Raw genomic sequence first — 19,909 nt, forward strand, 5'->3', positions numbered from 1 at the left:
AATGCGCCACGATTCGCCTGTTTTCAATCAGTTTCGATCAAACGATTCCCGCCCCAAGCCCGACACGCTGGCGTTCCTGCGCCTTGCGCTGTCGCCATCCGCTGTCGCGGTAGGTTGCAATCATATCGATAGCGCCTCCGGCCTCGGCGCGGGCTTTTGCGACGATGGGCGTCACATCGATATTATAGGCGCGGCGAAGTGCTTGAAAGGCCGCCATCGCGTCGTTGCGCTCCTGGGCGTCGTGCAACGCCGCCCGATCGACGAGCAGAGCCTTGGCGTAGGAGGCGGCGATGCAATCTGCCGACATCATCATGCTTTCGATCGGATCGGTGACATTGTGCGACTGGTCGATCATATAGCTCGGCCTGAACGAGCTCCCCGAATTTCGTTCGGCTTCGACCAGTTCATTGAATATCAGGAAAAGCTGGTGCGGATTGATCGATCCTGAATCGAGATCGTCGTCCCCATATTTGCTGTCGTTGAAATGGAAACCTCCGAGTTTGCCAAATCGGTTCAGCCTCGCAACGATCTGTTCGATATTCACATTGGGGGCATGATGCCCAAGATCAACGAGACATTGGGCCTTCGGTCCGAGTTCCTGCGCGGCAAGGATCGACGATCCCCAATCAGAGATGACCGAAGAATAGAATGCGGGCTCGAACATCTTATGCTCGATCAAGAGACGCCAGTCGCCAGGAAGAGCGGCATAAATCAAACCCACGGCTTCAAGATATCGATCGAATGAGCGAGTGAGATCCTGTTGACCCGGGAAGTTGCTGCCGTCTCCGACCCAAACGGTCAGATCGGAAGCTCCAAGCTGACGCCCGATATCGATGCATTCGATGTTGTGCTCGACCGCTTGCTGGCGCACCGCGTCGCTGGTCGACGAGAGCGAACCGGACGCATAGCTTTGAGATTGCCCCGGTTGATCCTGGAATGTGTTCGAATTGATCGCGTCGAACCCTAGGCCAACCGCTGCGGCCTCTTCGCGCAGCGCTTGGTAATCGGCGACCTTGTCCCACGGAAAATGGGGTGAAACGCGGGGCGTCATTCGGCACAGCTGATTGATGACGCCGCAATCTTCCAGCTTTTCGTGGATCGTCGTCGGTTCTCCCGGAATCGGGAATTTCGCGAAGCGCGTCCCACCGCGTCCCGCGCCCCAGGTCGGCACGGCGACCGAAAAGGACGAAATGCTCTGTGTGATCGAATCAATTGCGATGTCCGCTCGATCGAGCTGCTTGCCGAGTGCGGCATAATCTTCATCGAGCGCGGCGCGCGCGCGCGCGTTTCTTTCGGCAATCAACTCGTCGGAAATAAGACCGTGTGTCATTGTAATTCTCTCTGCTCGCTCAGCGCGTGAACGCTTGCGCGTTGCCGGCATCGACGTTGATCATGTTGCCGGTCGATTTTGCAGACATTTCGGATGCGAGGAAATAGACAGCCTCCGCAATGTCTTCCGGTAGCACGTCCCGCCTGAGCATCGATCGTTCGCGGTAATGCTGCTCGAGCGCTTCGCCCGCGTCAATTCCATGGGCGCCCGCGCGTTCCTTGCGCCACTCGCCGCTCCAGATGCGTGACCCTTTGATGACGGCATCGGGATTTACGACATTGACCCGAATTCCGTCTGCCGCGCCCTCGAGAGCCAGGCACCGCGCGAGATGATTTGCGGCGGCCTTCGCCGAAGCATAGGCGCTCGCATTTGTTGCGGCCACCAGCGCATTTTTCGATCCGATGAAAACGATCGAACTGCCGCCCTGGCCGCGCATCGTCCTTAGCAGGGGGAAAGCAGCGCGTGCGGTGAGGAAATAGCCATCCGCGAGCACCGCATAATTTTTGCGCCAAAGCTCGATACTCGTGCCCTCGATCGGCGCGGAGGAGGCGATCCCTGCATTGGCCACAAGTATGTCGAGGCCGCCAAATTCGCGCGCGCACATGTCGACTGCTGCCTTGATCGCTTCGGGGTCGGTCACGTCGCAGATTGCCTTGCGTATCGGGTCGTGGCCGAAACGGCGGCCAAAGGAGTCGCAAACCTCTGCAAGGGCATCGGCGTCACGATCGGCGAGTAGTACACAGGCGCCGTCCGCGAGGAGGCGGGCTGCGGTAGCGGCGCCAATCCCTCCGGCGCCTCCCGTAACCAGGGCGATCTTTCCGACGAGGGGTTTGGGAGCCGGCATGCGCTGCAATTTGGCTTCCTCGAGAAGCCAATATTCGATGTCGAACGCCTCTTGTTCGTCGAGTGCGACATATTCGCCGATCGCTTCCGCGCCGCGCATGACATTGATCGCGTTGCCGTAAAATTCGCCCGCCAGGCGTGCCGTCACCTTGTCGGCGGCAAATGTGATGCGTCCAATGCCGGGAACCAGGATGACGACCGGATTCGCGTCGCGCATGGCGGGCGAATTGTGTCTTTTGCAGCGCGCATAATAGGACGCATATCGCTCGCGATACGCCTCGATGCTGGCGGCGAGATATTGGGTGTCGGCGAGGCGTGCCGGGTCGAGCGTCAATGGAGCGATCTTGGTGCGCAGGAAATGATCGGGGCAGGATGTGCCGAGCGCTGCGAGCCGTTCGAAATCGACCGATCCGACAAATTCCAAGGTTTCGGTGTCGTCGGAAAAATGGCCGACCTTGGTACGGGCTCCGATCAGCAGACCGCGAAGTCGCGGCATCAATTCCGATGCTATGGCCGCACGATCTGGGTCGGGCGCGTGCTCGACGCCGCCGAATGCGGGGCGGCCGGCAATCCGGTGGTTTAGATATTGCGCGGCATCGGAAATCAGGGCGATCGTGTGTTCATAGCATTGCTTCGCGCTGTCCGCCCAGCAGATGATCCCGTGACCGGCGAGCATCACGCCCTCGATCCCCGGGTTGGCGCTCACGTAATCGCGCAATTCGACGGCAAGAGTGTAGCCAGGGCGCTTCCATGGAAGCCAGCCGATCCGGCCGCCCCAGATTTCGCGCGTCGCCGTTTCGCCGGTCGACGAGGCCGCGAGCGCTATGATCGCGTCGGGGTGGACATGGTCGACATGCGCAAAGGGCAGCAACGCATGCAGCGGCGTGTCGATCGAGGCCGCACGGTTGTTGAGATTGAAAGTGCAGTGCGGCAGATAGCCGACCATCTTGTCGTCATCGTCCGGACCTGCGTAAAATTTTTCAAGGCCCAAGAGCCTTTCAAGATAAAGTGTCGCGAAACCGTCCAGCGCCATCGACCCAAGGTCGCCGCCCGAACCCTTGACCCACAGGACGTCGACCTTGTCGCCCGTGAGCGGGTCGACGTCAGTGAGCTTCGCCGAGGTGTTCCCGCCGCCGAAATTGGTGACCGTCAGGTCGGACCCCAAGAGGTTGGAGCGATAGAGAAGAAGCTCCTCGGCGCTCATGGTTGCCGCAGCCGATTCGTCCCAACGGGACGAGGGTACGGCAAATGCCGTTCCAGGGGCGTTTTCGGTAAGGAACTCGTTCATGGCCTGCCTTTTCCTGTTTGGCGCTTTCGCGCGCGAATTTTGCATCAGTCGAAACGGCTGCTAGCATTTTTAGTGGAAATGAGCAATAATGATTGATAATGAGCATTTCAGATCAGGAATATGGGAGAAGATGATTGGGTGAAGGGCGCTACATCGTCGTCGATTTGGGCAAGACCCTCAGCAAGGTCAGCCTGTGGACGGGTGATGGCCGCATACTGAACCGGCAGGTGCGTCCTAACGCGGCGGTGGAGGAGGGCGGCCTGCGGCGACTCGACGTGCATGCAATCGGCCACTGGTTGATCGGTGCCCTTGCGGAATATGCAGACCATCCGGTCGAGGCGATCATTCCGGTCGGCCATGGCGCAGCGGTCGTCGCCCTCGTCGACGATCATATGGCGTTCCTGCCGCTCGACTATGAGCAAGATCTGTCGGCGCATCATCTTGCCGAATACCGAGCCGAGCGCGACGCATTTGCTCTCACAGGATCTCCCGCTCTTCCCGGCGGGCTCAACCTCGGTGCGCAACTATATCTTCTCGAGCAGGTCTATCCTGCCGCGATGGCGCGCGCCACGCTTGTACCCTGGGCGCAATATTGGGCGTGGTTTCTGTGCGGTGAAGCGCGCAGCGAGATCACGACATTGGGCTGTCATTCCGACCTTTGGCATCCGGAGGCCAAATCCTTCTCCCCGCTCGCCGACCGCAAGGGCTGGGGAGAAAGATTTGCCCCGTTTGCGCACGCGGGCGAGCAAATCGGTTTTCTACGGCGCGCGATCGCCGATCAAAGCGGCCTTTCCGCGCGCGTTGCCGTTCATGCAGGCATGCACGACAGTAACGCAGCGCTGCTTGCTGCGCGAAGCTGCCGCGAACTGTCGTCTGGCGATGCTACGATCTTGTCGACGGGCACCTGGTTCGTCGCAATGCGCTCGCCAGAGCAGGGGGAGGCGACTCCCTCTCTGCCCGAGGGGCGCGACTGCCTCGTCAACGTCGATGTCGATGGCCGGCCGGTGCCGTCGGCGCGCTTCATGGGCGGGCGCGAAATAGAAACGGTTGCCGGACCGGAAGCCGTGCGCGTCGATCATGGCCCCGACCAGTCGCGCCTGCTCGCGGCGGCGGAAAATTTCGCCGGTCTCGGGACGATGATATTGCCGACGTTCGCGCCGGGCAATGGCCCGTTCGCCCATGCAAAGGGCGAGTGGCTCGGCGCTCAGCCGAGCAGGCTCGAGCGCAGCGCAGGCGCTTGTATCTATGCTGCGCTCGTCGCCGATGCATCGCTCGACTTGATCGGCGCGACGGAGCGCATCCTCGTCGAAGGGCGGTTCGCGGCCGCCGCGGTGTTCGTAAGGAGCCTCGCGCGGCTACGGCCCGACCTCGCCGTTTGTACCAGTCCGGTGCACATTGACGCTTCTTTCGGGGCATTGTGTGCAATCGACCGGCGCATCGCGCCCGGCGCGCCATTGCACGCCGTCGCCCCCCTCGACGTCGATCTCGAAACCTATCGAACGAAATGGCGGGCCGCGATTGCAGATCGGATCGGGAGCGGCGTGGCACGATGATGGCGAGCATCGCGGATATGCAGGTGAGGGCGCGGCGCCGTCTGCCGCGCTTCCTGTACGAATATATCGTCGGCGGGTCCTTCGCCGAGGCAACGCTGAACCGCAATGTCGATGACTTGCAACGCGTGGCGCTTCGCCAGCGTGTCCTCCGCGACGTGTCGTCCGTCGACCTCTCGGCATCGCTGTTTGGCGAGACGTTCAAACTTCCGCTCGCGCTAGCACCAATCGGCCTCGCTGGCCTTAACGCAAGGCGGGGCGAGTGCCAGGCGGTTCGTGCTGCGCGCAAGGCAGGGGTTCCGTTCACCCTCTCGACGGTGTCGGCCTGTCCGATCGGCGAGGTCGCGGCTGCAGGCGGGGGAACATTCTGGTTCCAGCTCTACATGATCCGCGACCGCGGCTTCATGCGCGACCTACTGGCGCAGGCGCGCGAGGCAGGGTGCCCGGCACTGGTCTTTACCGTGGATATGCCTGTGCCGGGCACCCGTTATCGCGACTATCGGACGGGGCTTGCCGGCGCGCCAGGATGGCGTGGAGCTGCGCGACGGGCCATGCAGGCCGCGATGCGCCCCGGCTGGGCAATTGATGTCGGACTGCGCGGAAAACCTCATCATCTCGGCAATGTTGCGCCGGTGCTCGATGGCCGGACGGGGATCGAGGATTTCTTTGCCTGGATGCGGAACAATTTTGATCCATCGACGACCTGGCGCGATCTCGATTTCATCCGGGCCGAATGGGGCGACCTGCTCATCGTCAAGGGCGTGCTCGATGTCGATGATGCGCGCGAGGCCGCGCGTCTCGGCGCCGACGGTGTCGTCGTGTCAAACCATGGCGGCAGGCAGCTCGACGGCGTTCCTTCGACAGCGAGCGTATTGCCGGCGATTGCCGATGCGGTCGGCAGCGAGCTGACGGTTCTTGCTGACGGCGGCGTCCGGTCGGGACTCGATGTCGTTCGCTTACTCGCGCTCGGAGCACGCGGCGTGATGCTCGGTCGTGCCTGGGCCTGGGCTTTGGCGGCAGGGGGCGAGGCGGGCGTCACTCGGATGCTTGAAATCATTGAGGCCGAAATGCGCGTGGCGATGGCCCTGACCGGTGTGACGAGAATCGACGAAATCGACGCTTCGGTTTTAGTGCAGGATCATAATGTGGAAGGGACGATGCGATGAACGGCAACCCCGTGCTGGGCGTATTTTTTCATTGGCTTGGCGGGTTCGCATCGGCGAGCTTTTACGTGCCGTACAAGCGCATTCGCTTGTGGTCATGGGAAATCTTCTGGCTGACCGGTGGCATTTTTTCATGGGCGATCGCTCCATGGCTGTTCGCGGCGTTGCAAACCGAAAGTCTGTTGCAGGTCCTCGCCGGAACGCCCGCGGCGACGTTGTTCTGGTGCTGGTTCTGGGGGGCGATGTGGGGCTTCGGGGGACTGACGTTCGGACTGACGCTTCGTTATCTTGGTCTTTCGCTCGGGATGGCCGTGGCACTTGGGCTGACGACAGTCATCGGGACATTGGGGCCGCCCATCTTCCACGGAACGCTCTGGGCAATCGCCGCGACGCGGAGCGGCGCGCTGACGCTCGCTGGTATCGTGGTGACGCTCGTCGGGATTGTCGTCGTCGCGCGCGCCGGTCACGCCAAGGACGTCGAGCTCGGCGATGCAGCGTCGGTCGGCGTCGCCGAATTCAATCTTCGAAAGGGGCTGCTGATCGCAATCTTTTCTGGCGTCATGTCGGGATGCTTTGCATGGGGACTCGATGCGGGCGCGCCGATCCGCGAACTCAGCCTCGCGGCTGGAACGCCAACCTTGAGCCAGGGCCTTCCGGTGCTTTGCATCGTGCTTCTGGGCGGCCTGACGACGAACAGCATCTGGTGTGGCTATCTGATCTGGAAGAACCGCAGCGCGGGGGAGTGGATCGGGAACCAAAAGGGCGAAGCCGTCGGGCGTGTGCCGCTTTTGGCCAACTATCTGTTGGCCGCTCTCGGCGGGACGCTCTGGTACGGCCAGTTCTTCTTTTACACGATGGGCGAAAGCCAGATGGGGGAATATGGATTCTCGTCCTGGACGCTTCACATGGCGAGCATCATTCTGTTCTCTACGCTCTGGGGATTTGCGCTGAAGGAATGGATGGGAGCGAGCAGAAGGACGCGCACGATGGTATGGAGCGGCATCGCGCTGCTGGTCGGGTCGACCGTCATCATTGGAGCGGGAAATATGCTTGGCGCGCCGGCGGCGCATTGACCCTAAGCTAATTGCTCCTGGCCAAAAGCGCCGTGAGATGCGCAGCGAACGCTTTGACGCGTGCCGACATATCGCGGCGTGTAGGATAAACGAGGTAAAGATTGGCTGACGGCGGTTCCCACCCGGCCTCTATCCTTTCCAGCAACCCCGTTTCCAGGCCGCGGGCGGCAATCGGGGAAGGGAGGCACGCAATTCCCATGCCTTCGGTCGCAAGCGCGGCGAGCTGCGCGTAGCTGTCCGAAATGATGCGCGCCTCGCCTCCTCCGGGAACTGCGAGCCGTGCCGTTGCGCCGCGACTTGGTCCAGGATCAAAGTGCAGCATATCGTGGCCGGAAAGATCACCGATGCTGCGAGGGCGAATGCGGCCGTCGAGATATGCGGGGCTTGCGAAAAGGCCGAAGTCGATCCTCCCGACCTTGCGCACGACCATGTCGCGGCCCGCAGGCTCGCCGCCGCGAAGCGCAAGGTCGATATTATGCGCGACCATATCGACCGGATCGTTCGTCAAACGAATGTCAAATCGGATATGCGGATGGTCGCGGCAAAAATCGCAAATGGCCGAGTTGAGGAGCTCAACGGGGAAGTCGAGAGGGGCCGTGAAACGAATGACGCCCGACAGAACGCCCCGATCACCCACGATCGCGGCTTCGGCGTTGCTGAGCATATCGACCGCAGCGGCAACCGCGTGGAAATACGCTTCTCCCTCGAACGTGAGGACAACATTGCGTGTGGTCCGCTTCAGCAACTGGGCGCCCAACCGCTCCTCAAGCGCCTTTACGCGCGCACTGACGGTGGATTTGGGGATGCGCAGGCGGTGAGCTGCCGCGGTAAAAGTGCCTGCGCGTACAACCTCGACAAAGATTTTGGCGTGATCGAGATTCAAGGATAGGCTTCCTGTTCATTGTCCAGAATCATGGACAGTTTGTTCTGAATGTCCGGTATAATCGCTAAAGTCGCATTCGGCTATGTTGACGACATGCAGATAGATCATCCTTTGGCCGCCACGGTGCGGCGTATCGCCCATGGGTCGTTGGCGGCCCTCGTTTCCGCTTCCATGGTTGCGGCAGCGCCGCTCGCATGGGCCTACGAAAGCGCGTCGCCGGGTGGGGAGGCGAGTGTACAGTCGGCGTCGGCACGCCAATTGCGGCTAAGCTGGATCGGCGGACCGACCCTCAGACTAAGCTTTGGTCCGATCTCGATCATCACCGATCCGGTGGCAGGGGCGTCGTTTCGGATGTTTGATCCAAATAGCGGCCAGGATGAAGTCGTGCATCAAAGGCTTGGAACCGCAATCGACCCTGCTACGATCGATGCCGATTACGTGCTGCTCAGCCATGATCACCCCGACCACCTCGATGAGGAGGCGATCGGCCGATTGCGCGACGCGGCCCATTTCCTCGTGCCGGCCGGTCAAGCAGACGCTCTCAGGGGGCGCGGCGTTGCGAACATCGATGCGCTGGCTTGGGACGCGACGCATGTGATTGAGCGCGAGGGGTATCAGGTGCGAATTACGGCTGTGCCCGCACAACACAGCGAGAGTTCCGAGGTGGCCGCGGCGCTCGGTCGCGTTAACGGTTATTGGATCGAGTTCATGGCCGAAGGTTATGAGCGTTCGCTCTACTGGACTGGCGACAGCTTTTATGTGGAAGGGCTGTCGCGATGGCCCCGTTCGCCGGACATATTTGTACCGCATCTCGGAGCAGTCGGCGGCGGCGGTCCCTTCGGCCAAGTCAGCATGAACGCACAACAGGCCGTCAAATTTGCGGAAAAGGTCGCCCCCAAAATGGTGCTCCCGATCCATCACTCGACGTTCAGCCTGTATCGCGAGCCGATATCGAACTTCGTCGAAGCTGCATTGGAACATCCATGGCAACTGTACCTGCTACGCGAAGGGGAGGTGGCGGCCATCGAGTGATTCGCCCTGGCCGCCGACGCGCCGCAAAGAAGAGCTTATTGCGCGCAGAAAGCATAATATTTTTGACACTGTTATAGATATATAGACATTTGATGGTGAAAATGATCGAAAATGATTGACTTTTGCACTCAAAAGTGCGTAAACGCTCCCCACAGACGCAAAGCCTTGCGAATCTGCTTTGGGAGGTAGGGATGATCGACTGGAAGACGAGGCTGTTTCTTGGTGGTGCCATGGCCGCACTGAGCCCGGTTGCGGCATATGCAGAAGAGGCGGACGAGTCCGGCAACGGCGGTATCGCCGAAATTGTCGTGACCGCCGAAAAGCGTGCGAGCACGGTTCAAAAAACGGCTGCCTCAATCACGGCATTCGACGCTGACGCGCTCGAGGCGCGCAACCTGAATGGCGCCGCAGATCTCGGCGGTATTGTTCCCAACGTGCAGATCGGTTCGCTGACGCGCGAAATGACGGTGAGTGTCCGCGGCATCAGTTCGGCGAATGTCCCGCCGGCGCAGGATTCTTCGGTGGGGATCCATTATGACGGCGTTTATCTGCCGCGGCCTTCGGGCGCAAATGGCGCTTTCTTTGACCTTGAGCGCGTCGAGGTTCTGCGCGGCCCGCAGGGCACGCTCTACGGCCGCAACACCACGGGCGGCGCAATCAACCTCATCTCCAAAAAGCCGGTTTATGAGGATGAGGGCGCGGCCGAAATATCCTTTGGTTCCTACAAGGCGCTGAGTACGCGCGGCATGGCCAATGTCGTGCTCGCCGACGGGGTCGCCGCGGTTCGCGCGGCCTTCGCGACCAATCGCCATGACGGTTATCAAAAGAACAGCATCGACGGCCCTGATCTTGCCGACCAGGAAGAGGTCGCTGGCCGGATCCATTTGCTCATTGAGCCAAGCGACCGTCTGCGGATGCTTTTTTCGGCCAACTATTATCACCGTGGTGGTGCAGGCGGCAGCCACGTCAACATCGGCCAAGCCGGATTTGATCCCTATCGGACGACGAGCGACGCACCCTACCGGCTCGACAATACAAGCTATGGTTTCGTTGCTGACTTGACTTATTCGTTCGACGATTTCGACATCGTTTCGCTGACGTCGTACCGGCGCGATACGGTCGACGTTACATTCGCACGGATCGCGGGCGTGCCGGGAAGCGGTAGCGTCCGGTTGTGGAATCCCAATCGCAACGTCAGTCAAGAGCTCAGGGTCGCAACCACCTGGGACAAGCCGCTCAACTTGGTGCTCGGCGGCTATTTCCAGCACGAGCGCAACGGCGACCATGTCGATTTTTATATCAGTAATGCGCGGACCGCTGGCTTCAATCAGCGACGCCCGAATGTCGCCGCGCGTTCGCTTGCGGCGTTCGGTCAGGCGGATCTGCGCCTGACCGACACGCTGAAGGTGACGGGCGGTATTCGCTATTCGAGCGACAAGAAGCACGACCTCGATGGCATCTTCACACCGATCGGCGTTCCAGGCTTCGCAACGCCAAACCTTCGCGGAAAATGGGACGAGGTGACGTGGAAAGCGGGTGTTGACTGGCAAGTCACGCCGAACAACCTTCTCTATGCCAACGTCGGTACGGGGTTCAAGGCGGGCGGTGTCGGGCCGATCGCCAATTTCGATCCTGAAACGGTGACGGCTTATGAGGTTGGGTCAAAGAACCGCTTCGCCGGTGGCAGAGTCATCCTCAACCTGGCAGGCTTCTACTATAAATATGACGACCTGCAGGTCACGTCGGTCATCCTCAACAACAATATTGCGACCGGTGTGACAACCAACGCGGCCGAGGCCGAGATTTACGGAGCAGAGATCGAGGGATCGTTCCAATTGACGCCGGCGTTTCGCGTCGACAGTTCGCTGTCCTATCTTCACAGCGAGTTCACGAGTTACCCGCAGGCGTTCGACCCGATCACCGGTACAACCGTCGATCTGACCGGAAACCGTTTGCCCCGCGCTCCCCGATGGCAGTTTAATCTTGGCGCGCAATATGAAGCGCCGGTCGGTGCGGGCATTCTCACCGCGCGTGTCGACTTCCGCTACTCGTCGAGCGTGTACTTCTCGCAGTTCAATGACACGGTCTTTCCGGTCAACGGCGTTCCCAGTGCTCCTTATGCATTGGCTTACGAGGGCGGGTACACGCGAACCAATGCGAGCCTGCGCTACGAACCGGACGACGGCCCGTGGTACGCCGAAGTGTTTGTGCAGAATATCGAGGACAAGGCGGTCATTGAATATGCCAACGCAACAGCGACGTCGACCGTCGCCGGGTTCAGTGCGCCGCGTACCTTCGGAGCGAAACTTGGAATCAGGTTCTGACACATGACATCCGGCCAACCGCGGCATCGGTGGTCGAAAGCAGTGGGTCGTGGCAGGCTGGCAGCCATATTTTTCGCTTGCCTGCCACTCGGGTCCGGTTCGGCATGGTCCGCCGAAACCGGACCCGTTCCTTCGATCAATGCGCTCGAGGAAGAATTTAAGACTCCGCCGCCCGACGCACGCCCCCGCGTCTGGTGGCACTGGATGGGGGGTAATGTTACCGAGTCCGGCATTAGCCGCGATCTCGAATGGATGAGCCGCATCGGGCTGGGCGGCGCCCAGATATTCAATGTCGAGCTTCAGACCCCCCAGATTGTCCCCCCAACGCGCTTCGGCGAAGCGCGTTGGGGGGACATGATACGCCACGCGGTCGCGACCGCTCAAGAATATGGGCTCGAACTCGCGGTTGCTGCATCGCCAGGCTGGAGCGAAACCGGTGGTCCCTGGGTCACACCGGCGCAGGCGATGAAAAAGCTGGTATGGAGCGAGGTGGAAGTCGAGGGGGGACGGACGCTTTCGATCGAGCTGCCGAGCCTCCCTGACGTAGCTGGCCCTTTTCAGAACATGGACGCAGAGCGCGGTGCATTCGTCCATCGCGATGCGGCGCCAGCGCCACGATACGCCCGAGACGTGCGGGTGATCGCATTTCCCGCGCCGCCTGACGCCGCCATTATCGCGCCTTCTTGCGTGCGGACGAGCGAAGGAATTGTTAGTGCGCCGCTCCTGTGGGACGGCGATCATTCGGCTGCGATGATTGTCGATACGCAGGCCGACCGGTCAGCATCGCTTGTCTATTGCTTCGACGCGCCGGTCACGGCTCGTTCCGCGACCCTGTCAATCCGATTGCCGGCCGACTATCCCGGTGCTCCGCCGCCGCCATCGCCCGAGCTGCAGGTCAGCGATGATGGCAAGGATTATCGTTCGATCGGACGTTTCGACCTCGTCGCGCCGCAGAACAGCATCACGTTCGATCAGGCGTCGGGTCGATATTTTCGCCTGCAATGGCCGGATCTGCGTGGCGTCGTCGACGCGCGCGGCCGGCCGATGGCTACGCGCATCCCCGTTGTCGAATTTTCGCTCTCTGCTTCGCCGCGCATCCACCGCTTCGAAGAAAAGGCCGGATTCGCGGTCGGGGTCGATCTCGTCGACGCTCCGACACCCGCCGTTGCGATGCGCGACGTTGTTGCGCTGTCCTCCGTCGTCGACATCAGCGACAAGTTGACGGCTGGGGGGCGGATCGAATGGCACGCCCCGCCCGGACGCTGGATCATCCAGCGGTTCGGCTGGTCGCTGACCGGCTCGATGAATGGGCCGGCCCCGGCCGCGGCGACGGGCTTGGAAGTTGACAAACTCGATCCCCGCCATGTGCGATCTTACCTGGATCAATACGCCGGCCATTTTCCGGTTCCGATGGGCGGGAAAGGTATCGGCGCTTTGATGCTCGACAGCTACGAGGCGGGCGCGCAGAACTGGACTGACAATATGTTGGCCGAATTTGTTCGGCGAAACGGATATCCGCTCGAAAACTGGCTGCCCGCCCTTACTGGACGGATCGTAGCCAGCGCATCGCAAAGCGACCGCGTCCTTTGGGATTTTCGCCGGACGCTCGGCGCCCTGATGTCGGAGGCCCATTATGGCGCGATCGCGGCATACGCGCGCGAAAACGGCATCAAACTCTACAGCGAGGCGCATGAATCGCACCGGGCGTTCATTGGTGACGGAATCGATGCCAAACGCCACGCCGACGTGCCGATGAGCGCGATATGGGTCGAGCGTCCCGCGGCGCCATTCAAAGCGGATATCCGGGAATCGGCATCGGTCGCGCACGTCTATGGACAGGCACTTGTGGCCGCCGAAAGTTTTACGGCGGCCGGAAACGCCTATGGATTTGATCCTGCCTCGCTCAAGGCGACGGCGGATATCGCGCTGGCAAGCGGGCTGAACCAGTTCGTCATTCACACGTCGGTCCACCAGCCCGCCGAAGAGAAGCCGGGGCTTGGGTTGGGGCCATTTGGCCAATGGTTTACCCGGCATGAGACTTGGGCGGACAACGCCAAGCCCTGGATCGACTATCTCGCGCGCAGCTCGCATCTCCTCCAGCAGGGTGTGTTCCAAGCCGACATCGCCTATTTCTATGGCGAAGACAGCAATGTAACGACGAAATTCGGCAAGCGCCTCCCGGATATTCCTGCCGGATACGCATATGATTTCGTCAATGCGCACGGCCTGAACAACGCTCTTCGCATGGCAGACGGGAAGCTTGTTTCCGATGGCGGCACCGCTTACCGGCTGCTCGTTATCGACCCCGATGTCCAATGGATGTCGCTCGAAACGCTGCGCAGGATTGCGACACTGGTCGAGCAAGGTCTTGTGCTCGTGGGTGACCGGCCGAACGGCACGCCGTCGGCGGCCGATGATTCTGAAGAGTTTCAGCGCCTCGCCGACCGCCTCTGGCCGGCCGATCGCCGCGCGTCGCACGCATCGACGCGGAACATATTCTGTGGGCGCTGCCTCGAACAGGCACTCGGCGAATTGGCGCTCGGACCCGATGTCCTAGCCGTGTCGGGAGAGGTGGACTTTGTCCACCGCAAGCTTCGTGACGGGGACATTTATTTCGTGCGCGAGACGCGCGGCGAAGATGCGGGACATGCAATCAGCTTCAGGCGGTCTGGCATGGTTCCGGAGGTATGGGACGCCGTTTCCGGGCGCATCTACCGCGCAGAGTTCCGCGATGATGGCAAGATAACCACCGTCTCGCTTCCGCTGGGCCCGTCAGAATCAGCGTTCGTCCTTTTTCGTCCGTTTCCGGGAGATCGACAACGTCCCCGCCTGCCGAGCGGCGAACTCAGAAACGTCGTCTCGATCGACGGCGAATGGACGCTTCGATGGGGTGACCGGGAGATACGTCTCGATCAGGGCCTGTTCGACTGGACCGCGTCCGAGGATATCGACTTGCGCCACTATTCGGGTAAGGCAACGTACAATATCTCGTTCACCTTGCCCGACGACTGGCCGGGCAAAGGCGGTCGCGCAGTGATCGATCTTGGGAAATTGGGCAATCTTGCGAGGGTCCGCCTGAATGGCGAGGATCTCGGCGGGGCATGGAATCCGCCATACCGGATCGATACGTCGGGAGCGCTTCGCAAGGGCGAGAACGTCCTCGAGGTCGACATCACAAACCTGTGGCGCAACCGGATGATAGCCGACGCCGGCGTCGATTCCGATCGGCGCCGGACATGGGCGAGCCATGCGCCCTTTGCCGCCGACATGCCCCTGCAATCATCGGGCCTCTTGGGCCCCGTTCGGCTCGGCCTCGAAGAGTAGCGCGCCTGTCAGACCGCAGGTTGCAGGTAGGGCGGCGCTTCGGGCCTCTTGATATGCGAGAGAAATTCGAGCCGTTTTAGCCCCTTGCCGAGCGCCGAGGCGAGATGCGCATCGAGAGCCGCTGCGGCGGGCTGCGGCGTACCTTGCGCGAGAAGCTCGAGTACGAGCCGGTGCTCGACCAGGAACGGCTCGTCCTCCGGTATGCCGAGGTAGAGCTGAAAGAGATAGGCGGTCGCCACAAGCGGTACCTGGCTCTGTTGGAGCGCCGACAGAATGCGCTTGTTGCGGCAGCTTCCAACGACCTTGACGTGAAGATCGTCCTCAAAGGCGGCGAGTTCTTCCAGATCGACATCGGGATAGCGTGCTTCGGCGTCGCGCAGGCGATCGACCATGGCAGCGACTGAATCGCGATCCACAACCTCAGCTGCATCGAGGAGCGCTGCAGGCTCGAGCAAGCGGCGCATCTGATAAAGATCCTTCATCAGCCGCGCGTCGAGGCGCGGAACGGCCCAGTGGCTCCGCTGCGACTTTTCGAGCAGGCCAGCCGTTTCCAGTCGGCTGAGTACGTCGCGGGTGACAGTGCGGCTGACGCCATAATATTCGGCGAGCGCCAACTCGTTGATGTTATGGCGACCAAAAGCCATCATCCCGACGATGTCACGCTCGACATGTGGATAGATTTTTTCCCACCCGGCGCGCGCGAGGAGGGCGCTGCGCGCCTCCGCGGGAATGGGAATGTCTGCCCACGGCTTGGCTGAATCGGCTCGGTCGCCAGCGCTGCCGACAAAATAGCCCTTGCCGTCAACCTTTTCGACGATCTTGTCGCGCTCGAGCCGTTTCAACGCTTGCTGAACCGGAGCCCTGCTTAGGTCGAAAAAATCGGCGAGGCGCGCCTCGGCCAAAAGGGCGCCTTGAGGAATGCTGTGATCGGCGATCGCCGCCCGCAATATCTGTTCGACAACTTCGTTCAGGCGGGCGTCGCCGTAATTGAAGTCCTCACTCACAATACTCATGCAGATTGGTCCTGTGTCGGGCGATAAAGTCCCAGTCATATTCGACGCCGAGACCGTCTCCGGTCGGCACCGGGAAGCAGCCGTCCTCGCCGACCCCTTCGAGATTGTCGGTGTAACCACAAACATAAACGGGCGGAAGGGGGTTCGCCATCTTGGGGCCGACCAGTGCGACCTCATAGAAATTGGTATTGCGAATGGCCGACATGCAATGACGATGCGCGGGTCCCGACCCGTGTATTTCTACGTCCAGGCCCATGGCCTCTGCCGCGTGCGCAATCTTCATCATCCCGGTTATTCCCAGGTCATATTCGGGGTCGGCACGCAGAAAATCGGTGGCATTGGCGACCGCGAAATCCAGCTTGGGTTCGATGCCCCGGACATGTTCGGTGATCAGCAGCGGGGTACGGATGAGTTCCCTGAGCTTGCGATGCGCGATCGCCGATACGCCTGTGTCGCGGAACGGATCCTCGTACCAGAAGAAGCCGGCATCGTCACAGGCCCGCCCTACCGCGAGCGCGTCGGCAAAGGTCCGAAGATGACAGGCCGGATCGAGCATCAGCTCCATGCGCCCGCCCATATGCCGGCCCAGCGCCCGCACCGTTTCGGCCTCTTCCGCGACATTGCCTTCATACCATCCGTGCATTTTGAAGCCGCGGTAACCCAGCGAATAGCAATGTTCGGCGAAGTTCACATAGTCCGATGGCGAACTCAGCCCCCCCGCACGGTCGCCGTGCGCCGTACTCGCATAGGCTTTGAGGCGGCTTCGCCAGCCGCCAAGCAGCGTCGAGACCGACGCGCCGAGCATTTTCCCGGCAAGATCCCACAGTGCAATATCGATTATCCCGTGGCCCATATGATCATATTGACGAAGCGCACGTTTGAACTCGTCGAAGATCAATTCGCGCTGCATCGGATCGCGGCCCGGCAGTCGCGAGGCGAGAAGCAGGGTCTGCCCCAGTGCCATGCCGGTCGCGCCCCACAGGCCGACGTATTCGCCGCGGGCTCCGCACCGCGTTTCGATCACAACAGCATATTTGGATACGGGCTGCCTGCCCCCGGGAGCATAGACAAAATCGAACCCGCCGGCATCAAAGCCAACGTCCGCGGCCTCATATGTGAATTCATGCACTTCGACTCGCGCGATCGTGGCCACCCTTGCCTCCAGAGATTGTTGCACTCAAAAAACTCATATATCGCGGGAACGGCCGACGCAATAACAAAGTAATCCGGACATAGATAATGCATATTGACGTCAAAAGACGCAAATGGCATGGTTGATGTAACGATGGGAGGATGAGGTGACACTGCAGGATTCCAAAAAGGCAAGGAGGCGCATTTTCGCGTTACCTATCCGGCGCTTGGCGGCCGGCTGGGTCGCTTTGGCTGCGCTCGGCGCATGTTCGAATGGCGCAGATCACGAAAATGGACGCTCCGCATCGACGGTCGGCGACGTCACTCTCGTCATTTACGGGAGTGTCGGTAATCCGTTCTGGTCAAAGGTGGTTGCTGGGGCCAAGGAGGCTGGTGACCGGCTGGGCGTCGGCGTCAACGTCCAGTTTGCCGAGAATGACCCCCTCCAGCAGAATGCAATTCTGGAAACGGCGCTGGTCAATCGGACGGCTGGTCTGGGCATCGTGATCGACCAGGATGGCGCCTATGATGCAAATATAGCGCGCGCGCGATCGCGGAATATTCCCGTTATTGCCTTCAACATCGACTCTCCTCGCGGCGAGGCGAGTGGGCGCCAGGCGTTTGTCGGGCAGGATTTCGGGGTCGCCGGTTTCGCGCTCGGAAAGCGTATGGCCTCGGTCGCGAAACTCGGGCAGGGCGATGTCGCTGCCTGCCCGGTGGAGCATCCCGAGGCCAGCTATGCAGCGCAGCGTCTTGCGGGCGTCAACAGGGCGCTGGCAGAGGTCGGCGCACGATGCGAGGTTGTCAACACGGGCAGCATCGGCCCCGAAGACACGCTGACCAAGCTCACCCAATATCTGATCGGCCACCCACGAACGGCTGCGGTTATCAGTCTCGGCAGCCTTCCCACGGAAGTCGCACCCCAGGCGCTCGACGAAGCCGGTGTCGATATTCCCAATGGGGGGTTCGATCTCAGCAAGGCGATCGTCAATAATGTAATGTCGGGGCGGACGGCCGCTGTGGTCGACCAGCAGCCTTTCTATCAGGGATTTATGACCGTGGCGCAGCTCTATTACGCCCGGCGCTACGGTCTCGCGCCGATGTCGGTCAACACCGGCGCAGCGATCATTGACCGGAAGAACGCAGGAAGCGCCCTTGCCCATTCGGACAGGGTGCGATGATGACTGAAGTTCAGGAAGTATCAACGAGCATGTCCAGTGTTGCCCGCTCTTTCGCGCGTTTTCGTCGCAACCCGGCGCTGAGCGCCCTTATCGTTTTCATCGCGCTCCAACTGTCGTGCATCGTCGCCGGGCTCTTGTACCCGGATGATTTCCGGTACCTGTCGGAAGACAATGTTGCGGTCATCCTGCGGTCGATTCCGGTGCTGGGCATCGTTTCGCTGGGCGTCGGGATCCTCATGATCTCCGGGGAATATGACCTTTCGGTCGGGGCGACCTTCACCCTTACGTCGCTGCTTCTTGCCGAGACCTATTTGGCCGGCATGCCGCTCGGCCTGTCGATCGTCCTGGCGCTTACAGGAGGGGTGGCCGTGGGGTTGGTCAACGCCCTCATAGTCCTTCGCTTTCGCATCACGTCATTTATCGCGACCTTGGGGACGATGATGATGATCCGGGGGCTCATCCTCTTTGCGTCGGGCGCGGAATCAAAGCCTTTCGATCCTCCGGCAGCGGTCCAGGCCGTTCTGAGCGGAGAAATCGGGGTGCTGCAGCTTCAATTCCTATGGCTCCTCCTGCTCGCCGCCGTCGCATACGCAATTTTGGAGCGGCACAAGCTTGGCAACCATATCTACGCGACGGGCGGGAGCGCCGAGGCCGCGAACGCGATCGGTGTCAATGTCGGCAAAGTCAAGCTGATCGCCTTCTGCCTGTCGTCGCTGGCGGCCTCGATCGCGGGCATATTGGCGACAACGCGCGTCAACTCGGTTTCGCCGGTTCAGGGACAGGGACTGGAACTGCAGGCAATCGCGGCCTGCGTCATCGGCGGCGTCGCGCTCTCGGGCGGGCGAGGGTCCATCTTGGGGATTTTCCTTGGCGCGGCGATGATTTTCACAGTTCAGGACATCCTCCTCCTGACCTCCGTCCCCGGCTATTATCTGCAAGCCTTCGTCGGCCTGTTTATCGTTTGCGCTGCGGTGCTCAACCGCCTTGTCTATCGCGAGGATTGAAGATGACCGCTGTTTCAAAATCCGAGCCGTCCCGTCTTCCGATCCTTGAGATGCGCGGCATCACCAAGACCTACGGTAGCCACCGGGCCCTCGACGATGTTGCCTTTCATGTCATGTCGGGAGAGGTGGTTGGCCTGCTCGGCGACAATGGCGCGGGAAAATCGACGTTGGTCAAGACGCTGTCGGGCGTTGTGCGCCCCGACGACGGCGAAGTGTATCAGGATGGCGTGAGGGTGCGCCTTGCAAATCACGCCGACGCCGAGGCGCTCGGGATCGAGACCATTTATCAGGACTGTGCGCTCGTCGGCGCGATGTCCATCTATAGAAACATGTTCCTCGGCCGCGAGGAGACGAATCGCTTCGGTTTCCTTGACCGCGATGCGATGCGGCGGAAGGCTCAGACCATTTTGGAGTCGGCTGTCGAAATTTCCGGACTCGACGATCCGGAAAAAGTGGTGGCGGCGCTTTCTGGTGGTCAAAAGCAGGCGGTCGCCATTGCGCGGGCGGTGCATTTCCGCAAGCGGATGGTCGTGTTTGACGAGCCGACGAGCGCGCTTTCGGTGCGCGAAACCGAAAATGTGCTGGCCTCGATCGTCAGGCTTCGCGGCGAGGGGATTTCCTCGGTTTTCGTCACCCACAACCTGTATCATGCGAAGCAGGTTTGCGATCGTTTCGTTGTCATGGCGCGCGGCCGAAAGATCCTCGATACTCCCAGCGACGAGGTCTCGCTCGACGAGCTGACGCGGATCATCGTCAGCCGGTGAACCGAG

General features: G+C 61.0%; 14 protein-coding genes. 9 read left to right on the forward strand and 5 right to left on the reverse strand.

Annotated elements, in window-relative coordinates:
• Positions 1 to 37 precede the first annotated feature (37 nt).
• Positions 38 to 1,381: a TIM barrel protein gene (locus H7692_RS14985; RefSeq protein WP_227340447.1), complete on the reverse strand. Its 1,344-nt coding sequence runs from the start codon at positions 1,379 to 1,381 to the stop codon at positions 38 to 40.
• Positions 1,350 to 3,461, reverse strand: a complete 2,112-nt coding sequence (locus H7692_RS14990) for a bifunctional rhamnulose-1-phosphate aldolase/short-chain dehydrogenase (protein WP_201927380.1) — start codon at positions 3,459 to 3,461, stop codon at positions 1,350 to 1,352. Before H7692_RS14990 ends, H7692_RS14985 begins: the two co-directional genes overlap by 32 nt.
• 134 nt (positions 3,462 to 3,595) lie before the next feature.
• On the opposite strand from H7692_RS14990, the gene H7692_RS14995 reads away from it, so the two are divergent.
• From H7692_RS14995 to rhaT, 3 genes are read left to right on the forward strand one after another with little or no spacing between them, the layout of a single operon-like run.
• Positions 3,596 to 5,014: an FGGY-family carbohydrate kinase gene (locus H7692_RS14995; RefSeq protein WP_227340448.1), complete on the forward strand. Its 1,419-nt coding sequence runs from the start codon at positions 3,596 to 3,598 to the stop codon at positions 5,012 to 5,014.
• A complete protein-coding gene (locus tag H7692_RS15000) occupies positions 5,014 to 6,177 on the forward strand; it encodes an L-lactate dehydrogenase (protein WP_390881121.1) in 1,164 nt (387 codons plus the stop codon). The genes H7692_RS14995 and H7692_RS15000 overlap by 1 nt, the downstream gene beginning before the upstream one ends.
• A complete protein-coding gene (gene rhaT / locus H7692_RS15005) occupies positions 6,174 to 7,247 on the forward strand; it encodes an L-rhamnose/proton symporter RhaT (RefSeq protein ID WP_227340449.1) in 1,074 nt (357 codons plus the stop codon). The genes H7692_RS15000 and rhaT overlap by 4 nt, the downstream gene beginning before the upstream one ends.
• 7 nt (positions 7,248 to 7,254) lie before the next feature.
• On the opposite strand, the gene H7692_RS15010 is transcribed toward rhaT, so the two are convergent.
• Positions 7,255 to 8,130: a LysR family transcriptional regulator gene (locus tag H7692_RS15010; protein ID WP_222137316.1), complete on the reverse strand. Its 876-nt coding sequence runs from the start codon at positions 8,128 to 8,130 to the stop codon at positions 7,255 to 7,257.
• A gap of 48 nt (positions 8,131 to 8,178) precedes the next feature.
• Between H7692_RS15010 and H7692_RS15015 the strand changes: the two genes are divergently transcribed.
• The 3 genes from H7692_RS15015 (at position 8,179) to H7692_RS15025 (ending at position 14,810) form a co-directional block, all read left to right on the forward strand.
• A complete protein-coding gene (locus tag H7692_RS15015; protein WP_222137317.1) occupies positions 8,179 to 9,162 on the forward strand; it encodes an MBL fold metallo-hydrolase in 984 nt (327 codons plus the stop codon).
• Between the two features lie 191 nt (positions 9,163 to 9,353).
• Positions 9,354 to 11,486 (forward strand): TonB-dependent receptor, encoded by a 2,133-nt coding sequence (locus H7692_RS15020; protein ID WP_222137318.1) that lies wholly within the window; start codon positions 9,354 to 9,356, stop codon positions 11,484 to 11,486.
• A 3-nt stretch (positions 11,487 to 11,489) separates the two neighbouring features.
• Complete coding sequence (locus H7692_RS15025) at positions 11,490 to 14,810, forward strand: glycosyl hydrolase (protein ID WP_227340450.1); 3,321 nt, start codon at positions 11,490 to 11,492, stop codon at positions 14,808 to 14,810.
• Between the two features lie 8 nt (positions 14,811 to 14,818).
• Here H7692_RS15025 and H7692_RS15030 read toward each other — a convergent pair whose 3' ends face one another.
• Positions 14,819 to 15,823 (reverse strand): GntR family transcriptional regulator, encoded by a 1,005-nt coding sequence (locus H7692_RS15030; RefSeq protein WP_201927370.1) that lies wholly within the window; start codon positions 15,821 to 15,823, stop codon positions 14,819 to 14,821.
• Positions 15,807 to 16,787, reverse strand: coding sequence for an enolase C-terminal domain-like protein (locus H7692_RS15035; protein WP_222137320.1), 981 nt, complete (start codon positions 16,785 to 16,787; stop codon positions 15,807 to 15,809). The genes H7692_RS15030 and H7692_RS15035 overlap by 17 nt, the downstream gene beginning before the upstream one ends.
• A gap of 394 nt (positions 16,788 to 17,181) precedes the next feature.
• Between H7692_RS15035 and H7692_RS15040 the strand changes: the two genes are divergently transcribed.
• Genes H7692_RS15040 through H7692_RS15050 form a run of 3 tightly spaced genes read left to right on the forward strand, consistent with a single transcriptional unit; the run spans position 17,182 to position 19,903 of the window.
• Positions 17,182 to 18,135 (forward strand): substrate-binding domain-containing protein, encoded by a 954-nt coding sequence (locus H7692_RS15040; protein ID WP_201927366.1) that lies wholly within the window; start codon positions 17,182 to 17,184, stop codon positions 18,133 to 18,135.
• Positions 18,136 to 18,164: 29 nt separating this feature from the next.
• Entirely contained in the window at positions 18,165 to 19,139 is a 975-nt protein-coding gene (locus H7692_RS15045; protein WP_201927365.1) for an ABC transporter permease, read from the forward strand.
• Between the two features lie 2 nt (positions 19,140 to 19,141).
• Positions 19,142 to 19,903 (forward strand): ATP-binding cassette domain-containing protein, encoded by a 762-nt coding sequence (locus H7692_RS15050; protein ID WP_201927364.1) that lies wholly within the window; start codon positions 19,142 to 19,144, stop codon positions 19,901 to 19,903.
• Positions 19,904 to 19,909 lie beyond the last annotated feature (6 nt).

It is taken from the genome of Sphingopyxis sp. P8 (assembly GCF_020622175.1).
GTDB classification, from domain to species: domain Bacteria; phylum Pseudomonadota; class Alphaproteobacteria; order Sphingomonadales; family Sphingomonadaceae; genus Sphingopyxis; species Sphingopyxis jiangsuensis.